This is a genomic window from Finegoldia sp. BIOML-A4 (genome assembly GCF_009679635.1).
Classification (GTDB): domain Bacteria; phylum Bacillota; class Clostridia; order Tissierellales; family Peptoniphilaceae; genus Finegoldia; species Finegoldia magna.
Window position 1 is genome coordinate 1 of sequence record NZ_WKZC01000016.1, and the last position, 7,745, is coordinate 7,745.

Here is a 7,745-nt window from a genome sequence, read left to right on the forward strand (position 1 = left end):
GAAAACAAAATGGATGCCACCTACAAAGTATAGGTTAGCATCCACTACAACTAATTAATTAAATATTGTGTCCAGTTCTATGGGTACACATCATAAGAGAAAGTCGTTTTTGTGTATTTAACATGGTAACATCAAAAAATTAAATCACTATTCATATCCTTTATTTTCCTTTTTGTCTTTTTTCGGAGTTAATGCATTAATTATTATTTCATTAAATACTGCTTCTTTATTTCCTTTATTTTCTTTGTCTTGGTCATTTTCGTTTTCATTTTCTTCGTATATGTTATCATCATTCTTATATATGTTTTTACCCATTTTTAACATATTATCCTGATCTTTAGGTCCAATTGTATAAAAAAACTCCTCATGTAATTCATTAATTATATTGTCAATATCAATATCTTTACCGTCCTCGCTAAAATCTTCTATAAGCACATTTTCTATTGATGGTCGCCATGCTCTGTTGAATCTCCTAAAAATAAACACTGGTTTATCTTTTTTACCGTTGCTATTCAAGTATTCCAAAATTTTCCATATTATTATCCTTGCACTAAGCATACTTACATTCGAAGTTGAATTTACCATACAATTGGCAAATCTATTACCTGCATTCTCTTCTTTAATAGCAAAACCTGGGGTGCTGCTTCTAAAAGGAAAAGCTTCTAGATTAACTATATTCTTCGATATTTCTACAAAATATTTTAAGCTTTCCTTATTTACCTCTTTTTCTTCTTTTATTTGCTTATTTAGACCATCATTTTCTAAATTGATACAAAAATTTTCAAATGAGGTTAATGCTTTTTTTAACTTATCTTCGTTTTTAGAGTTATCTTTATTTTGTGATTTATTTTTATTTTTTTTAACATTAATAGATGATAATATTACATAAAAATAGTTAGCTGTATAATAACCTATCTTATTTTTTTCCTGATTCTTATCTTTATCGGATTCTTCTAAACTTATTAATTTCTTTAATCCTTTTAATTCAACTATTTCCTTATACAAGATACCTCCTTTAGAGCTTATGTCAAATATATACTTTTTAATATCCTCTTTATCTTGTTTTCCAACAGCCTCACACATCGCAACCTTAACATCTATATTCGGATTTACTAGACATAAAAACAATGTTCCCTTTTCAACATCTCCTCTAACATGGCTAGGAATTCCATAATCAATGCTTACTACTTTTCCTTTTTTATCCTTCAATTCTTCATATAAATCCTTTTTTTCTTTATCCTTTTTTTTATCATATGAATCTATCTTAAGCCATGAAAAATCCTTATCTTCATTTTCCAACGCTGCGAAAAAATCCTCTGATAATTTACTTATATTTTCATCAGTCCATGGATTATATGCTTCTAATAGAGCTTGTAAACTTTTGTAATTTTCGTTTAAATCTTTCAGCTTATTTAAGTTTTCTACCATAACTATACCCCCTCTAATAATTTTCTAATTCTATCCGCCTTCTTCATAACTAATATATACCCAATTTTAAAATATAATCATCCAATTTACCATTTCGCCCACACAAAAAACTGCGAGCTCACACCCGCAGTTTTCCTATTTCCCATGTTTTCTAATATCCAACACGAATTTTCTAATATTCACAATAAGCACAATCCAAGCTACGATTGTAAGCGCCAACAAAACATAATCAAGTGTTTTTGACGAAGTTTTGTCCGACAAATCTTTGCCAGATGAATTCTTATTGCCATTCACATTATCAGTGCTTGTATCAGCCGTAGTCTCATCAACTCTCACGCAGTTAATCAAAATCCTTCTAGTAAATGGAGGATACATCGGATCGCACGACAATATAGTCAGCATATCCTTGTCTTCCACAGGCTTCAACCTATCCCAATCCGACGGACTGATATACTCTCTTCCAACAACCTTGTAAGTCAAAGTCTTCCCATGATGATGCACATACACCACATCATTAGAATACAATTGACCTACCTTCAATAGCATAATATCGCCGTACCAACCCCTGTGGCCAGCAAGCACACTACGTCTGCCCTTACCACCCACAGGAATCGAAGTACCGTCAAGTTGACCGACACCCTTCGCCAAATGATTATAGCTCGCTCCCAAATAAATAGGCTTCTTGAAATTAATCTTCGGAATCTCCAAATACCCGAAAATCCCATTCTCATCAATCACCTTACTACCTTCAAGCTCAATATCCTCCGAATTAAAAGGATCCACAAGACCTGTCTCATCCACATTCACATTCGAATTATATTGGTCGATTCTTTCGGAAAGCTCAGTCGACATCTCACCTTGTGCCCTCAAAAAATCATCCATCTTTTTATCTTGCGAGAAAATCTTGTACGACAAATTGCTCAAACAAAACGTCAACAACCCAATCCCCACAAACAAAATCACATAACCAATCTTCCTACTTGATCTCATTATTCTTCTTCCTTCTTCTTTGCCTAATATAATACCACAACAAAATCGCAATAATAATCAGTGAAATAATCAAATAAATCTTGTATTTACCAGTCACTTGACTCACCAAATCCTTCTCCACAGCAGCAGGATTGTATTCAGTACGCTCAGCACGCACCAACAACCTGTGCGAATTAATCATATACGGAGTGCAAGTCAACAACGTACAATAATCCTTGCCCTCCACAACCAAAACCTTGTCGAAATCGCTCGGTTCCACAACAAAAACGTCGATAACCTTGTACGCCAACACCTCTTTGATATTGTGAATGTAGAACACATCGCCCTTCTTCATCTTATTCAAATCAGTAAACAGCTTCGCCGTAGGAAGACCTCTGTGAGCAGTCAACACAGTGTGAGTCCCCTTGCCACCCACAGGAAGAGAAGTTCCCTCCAAGTGACCAACACCCTTTTGCAAAACCTCCTCGCTCGTACCAGCGTAAATCGGCAAATCCTGATTAATCTTCGGAATCTCAACGTGGCCAATCTTTTCCTTCACCTCAAGCATCCTAGCATACTCGCTTATCGCATTCTTCTTTTCCTTCTCAGAATAAGGATCCGCAAGCTTACTAGGATCCAAAGTCTTGTTGTAAATCTGAGCGAGCCTAATCCTCCTGTCAATCTCCTTCTTGTCAATCTTCTTAGCCGTAGTATCAAAATCGTGCACCGCACTATTAGCCTCAATCCTGTAATACAACCTCGAAATCAAAGGATACATCGCCACAGCAAACCCCACCAAGAAAATCAACACATACTTCAAATTTTCCTTTAACTTAGACTTCTTCATGCTTACCCTCTACATCAAGTTCTTTAAGCCTCTTCTTCGCCTTACGTTGACGATAAATCAAATACAATAAAATAGCGATAATAACCAAAGAAACATAGAACAAATACCTGTAAATATAACTTGCCTTGTTATCCGCAATCAACGCCTCATCCACAGCAGGAACATAAGGAACCCTGTGACCTCTAACCAAAAGCCTGTGCGAATTAATCATAATAGGAGTACAAGTAAGTAACGTACAATAATCGTGCCCCTTCACAATCAACAAATCATTGAAATTAGAAGGCTCCACAATCTTTATCTGATCCACCTGATAAGCCAACGTCCCGAAAATATTGTGAACATAGAACTTATCGCCAATCTTCATCATCTTCAAATCAGTAAACAACTTCGCCGTAGGAAGTCCACTGTGCGCAGTCAACACCGCATGAGTATTGTTCCCCCCAATAGGAAGAGAAGTCCCCTCCAAGTGGCCAATCCCTATCTGCAACACATCCTCGCTCGTACCAGCATACATCGGCAAATCCTGATTAATCTTCGGAATCTCCACGTGACCAATCTTCTCCTTCACCTCAAGCATTCTCGCATAAGCCTTCCTGCCCTCTTCTTGGTTCTTCTTATCATAAGGATCCTTGCTCACCACATTATTCAACGAATCATTGTAGCCCTTTGCCAAAGCCAACCTCTTATCCAATTCCTCCTTCGACAAACCCTTCACAGCCTTGTCGAACTCCTTCACTTGATTAGTGGAATCCACCCTATAATACAACCTAGAAATCACAGGATACATCATCACACCAAATCCCAACAAAAATATTAAAATAAACACAAAATTATGCTTAATCTTCTTCCACATTACAATTACCTTTCTCAAATACCGGTTTCTAAGTCAATTATACCTTAAAAAAATAAAATCGAAAAACATTTGAGCCCTCAAACATAAACAAAACCCTCACGCCAATAACCCAACTCACAATCGTAGATCACCTAGCATGAGGGCATGCTACATTCATATTCCAAATAATTTTTCGAATTACTTAATATTTTTTCCTATTAACTTATCGTCCTTCGCAATTATCCACTTACCTATAAAGAACATAATCGCACCGCCAATCATACTCATGAAAAACCTAATATCCCCAGTCTTTGGCATCTTACCACCGCGTGTAATATCCCCGTCTGGAGTTCTTGTAATAGTATCACTCTTGTTAGTAATGAAAGCAATGGAAATAGTCTTATCATCGGCTTGTTTTTTGATTTCAAATTCCACAGGCTCACTCAACAAAATGAAACCTTGTGGAGCCTTTATCTCAACCAAGTAATACTTACCATAATCCATATCCTCAACAGCAAACTTACCATTGTCAGCACTTGTAACGATATAATCCTTGCCGTCCTTCTTCACTGGCTCAAACTTTCCGTCTTTGTTCTTAGTCATAACCTTGAACATCGCACCACCCAAAGGCTTCTTAGCTTCATCAGTCTTCATAAAATCATGTCTGCCCTTATCTTTTTCAGGAGTCTTGCTGTTTACAACCCTAAGTTCCACAGACTTATCAGAAATAGTAAACTTAGTGTCCACATTCTTAATCACATAACCTGCTGGAGCTTCCACCTCTCTGAAAATATAATCGCCCTTCTTAATATCGTTGATTATAATCTCACCAGCATCGTTGGAAATATACAAGCCATCATCAGATTTTTCCTCATTCTTAGAATTATCACTGGACTTTTCTTCCTTTTTTTCATCCTTGGATTTTTCTTCATCTTTTTCAGACTTGGAATTTTCATCCTTCGACTCATCTGCGTTTTCTTCAGATTTCACCTTGGATCTGTCATCATCTTCTGGAGATAGTTCAAGCTTGTCATCTTTTTTCATAGTAGCCTTGTTCTTAAGCTCAACATATTCGCTACCTTCTCTTTTAAGTAACTTAAACTTCGCACCCTTTAGTGGATTGCCGCTCTCATCCACCTTCACAAGTCTCACATTAGTAGAAGACTCCTTCGCATGAATAGTCACATTCTTCGAACCATCTTCAAGATCATTTGGAAGGTTAATCAAAGCCGGAACAATATCCTTGTCCCTCTTAATTCCCGAAGTATCCCTCATATAATATGCACCGGCACTTAACTTATCAAACACAATTTGATTGTCATTAAACGCCAACACAGTTGGATTGGAATACTTAGAATTCAACTCTTCAATAGATAACTTATTAAGTTCATCAAGCTTACTTGATTTATTATCGTATGGCACAGACACCTTCCACAACGAAATATCTCCCCTTGCTTCACCTAGTTCTTTGTCCACAGTCACAGTTATCGAATAATCACCCGCGGCAAATGAACTGCTAGTAAGAGTCATCGCCACCATTACCATAACCATTAATATCTTTTTTAAAATCTTCATATTATTACCTTCCATTTTTAGTTCTATATTAATATTGTTATATTCTTCTAAAAGTGCAAATATGTGATGTATTTGCACTTTTAGAAGAAGGAAAATTGCTTTTCCTCTCTTCTTTTAGTTATTATCTAGCTTCAGTTGCTTGTCTTTTTTTGATAGCGATAACAGCTGATGCCATTATTGCAAGACCGATTGCAGTGAAGATAATAGTACCAATACCACCTGTTTGTGGGATTGTTAACTTCTTGTTCTTGATTTCTGTGTGTGTACCAGTTTTATCATCATCAACAGCTTTTCCTTGGTCGATTTTTACTGCACCTGATTTATAAGAATCTGGTGTGATTTCAAAATCAATTGGTGCATCTAACTTAGCGTAATTCTTTGGAGCTTGAGTTTCCACTAATTGATATTGATTTAATTGGTTAGTTTTATAAAGTTCAACTTGATCAATATCATCTGGTTTACCTTTTACTGCATAAGTGAATTGTAATTTACCAACATTAATTTCTCCGTTAGTTTCTGTTGTGAATACAGTTGCTTCTTTTTCAGTTTTTACCCAAGAAATTGCACCTGTTGTTTCATCTTTCTTTAGGTATTGTCCTTGTTCAGCTGTTCTCTTTGCGTTTTTAACTACGAATTTTGCTCCTGCAAGAACTGATCTGTCAGCAGAGTCAGTCTTAACGAATTTTCTTTCACCAGTGAATACTCTTGGTTTATCTGATGGTTTTTCTTTATCTTCTGTTGTGTTACCATTGTTAAACTTAAGTGTATATTCGTTAGGGTTTCCTGTTTCTACTTTTGCTTCTTTATTTAATTTAGTGTCAAATTTAACAGAAATTTTTGGATTTGTAATTCCATCAATGTTTTTTGCTACTTCAGCAATACCAGCTTTAGTAAGTTTTACTTCAAATGTTCTTGTAGTTTCATCATAATTAACTACTGTATAGTGAGTATTAGCTGTCAAAGTATATTCCAAATCTTTAAATTCAGTTTTATCTCCACTATCATATTTAACTTCAATGTTTCCAACATAGTCAAGCATGTTTTCTAATGTATCTTTGAATTCGAATTTTGTGTAGTCCTTGATATTTGTTGGGATAGTAGCGTTCATATACCATGTAACTGTATCACCAACATTGTGAGTGTCATGTTTGTTTACAAGGTTTCCAACTGTCTTGTCTGGAGTTGGTTCATTAACAGTTACGTTCTTTGGATATGTGTGAACATTCTTTAACCAAACTGTACCTGGTTCATAAGCTTTATCGTCAACAGTTATTTTTGTCGTGTTTGTTAATGGTAGAGTAATACCAAATGGTACTGCAATGTAAGATGAAATATTGTCTGGTGCTTCTGGATCAGTTGTGTCTTTTTCATATCCAGTTTCTATAAACCAGTAGTTTCCATCTGCAAGATCAAGAACTTGTCCATCAACAGATAAAATACCTTTTTCACCATCTACTGTAGCAGTTTTAGCTTCTTTTCCTGTTACATCTGTTACATATTCTGTTACTTGTGCATCAGTTTTGTAGCTGCCAGGATTTTTTACCATTGCAGCAAATTTTGCGTCATCTTCAATTTTGTAGTATTTAAATTTAACTCCGTTAAGTGGCTTTGGTGTTTTACCTAAAGCTGTAATTTGATCATCACTTAGTTTACTACCGTCATGTGGTTTACCTAGAGTTCCTAAATCTGCTTTAAATGAACTAGATTGTAATTTGTGTACATAAAGTTTTGTGCTTTTAGGTTTTGTTTCAGAGATATCCTCTTTAGTAAATTTACCTATTGCATCTCCTTCGGCCGCATTCGTAATCAATGGGGTGAATACGCCAACCATCATCGCTAATGCCATGATTAGTGATAAAAATCTTTTTTTCATAATAAAACTCCTTTATATTTTTTTATAATCATTTGCTTCTCGCAAATTATTACCTTACCCTTGCCCCCTTGGGCACTTCCTCCCTAGGCTTCTACCTTCCAACCTTCCGGTTTCATCAGCATCGCCTTTTCGCAGACCTCTCAGCCCACTTTCTATAATCAAGCCCTTTTTATTAGAACTTCGATTAGCTTGTTTACTATTATTCTTTCATTTAGAATAAA

General features: G+C 35.7%; 6 protein-coding genes. All 6 read right to left on the reverse strand.

Features of this window, described 5'->3' with window-relative positions; translation table 11 throughout:
- Positions 1-147 precede the first annotated feature (147 nt).
- Positions 148-1,428, reverse strand: a complete 1,281-nt coding sequence (locus tag GKG01_RS08750) for a hypothetical protein (RefSeq protein ID WP_154272177.1) — start codon at positions 1,426-1,428, stop codon at positions 148-150.
- A gap of 135 nt (positions 1,429-1,563) precedes the next feature.
- Positions 1,564-2,418, reverse strand: a complete 855-nt coding sequence (locus GKG01_RS08755; protein WP_154272178.1) for a class C sortase — start codon at positions 2,416-2,418, stop codon at positions 1,564-1,566.
- Entirely contained in the window at positions 2,405-3,244 is an 840-nt protein-coding gene (locus tag GKG01_RS08760) for a class C sortase (protein ID WP_002834982.1), read from the reverse strand. The genes GKG01_RS08755 and GKG01_RS08760 overlap by 14 nt, the downstream gene beginning before the upstream one ends.
- A complete protein-coding gene (locus GKG01_RS08765; RefSeq protein WP_154272179.1) occupies positions 3,231-4,097 on the reverse strand; it encodes a class C sortase in 867 nt (288 codons plus the stop codon). The genes GKG01_RS08760 and GKG01_RS08765 overlap by 14 nt, the downstream gene beginning before the upstream one ends.
- A gap of 177 nt (positions 4,098-4,274) precedes the next feature.
- On the reverse strand, positions 4,275-5,651 hold the full coding sequence (locus GKG01_RS08770) for a SpaA isopeptide-forming pilin-related protein (protein ID WP_154272180.1): 1,377 nt from the start codon (positions 5,649-5,651) through the stop codon (positions 4,275-4,277).
- 121 nt (positions 5,652-5,772) lie between these two features.
- Complete coding sequence (locus GKG01_RS08775) at positions 5,773-7,524, reverse strand: SpaH/EbpB family LPXTG-anchored major pilin (RefSeq protein WP_154272181.1); 1,752 nt, start codon at positions 7,522-7,524, stop codon at positions 5,773-5,775.
- Between the last annotated feature and the right edge of the window lie 221 nt (positions 7,525-7,745).

Coding starts and splice junctions, on each gene's coding strand:
- GKG01_RS08750 (WP_154272177.1), bottom strand. CDS start 1,428: ATGGTAGAAAACTTAAATAAGCTGAAAGATTTAAACGAAAATTACAAA.
- GKG01_RS08755 (WP_154272178.1), bottom strand. CDS start 2,418: ATGAGATCAAGTAGGAAGATTGGTTATGTGATTTTGTTTGTGGGGATT.
- GKG01_RS08760 (WP_002834982.1), bottom strand. CDS start 3,244: ATGAAGAAGTCTAAGTTAAAGGAAAATTTGAAGTATGTGTTGATTTTC.
- GKG01_RS08765 (WP_154272179.1), bottom strand. CDS start 4,097: ATGTGGAAGAAGATTAAGCATAATTTTGTGTTTATTTTAATATTTTTG.
- GKG01_RS08770 (WP_154272180.1), bottom strand. CDS start 5,651: ATGAAGATTTTAAAAAAGATATTAATGGTTATGGTAATGGTGGCGATG.
- GKG01_RS08775 (WP_154272181.1), bottom strand. CDS start 7,524: ATGAAAAAAAGATTTTTATCACTAATCATGGCATTAGCGATGATGGTT.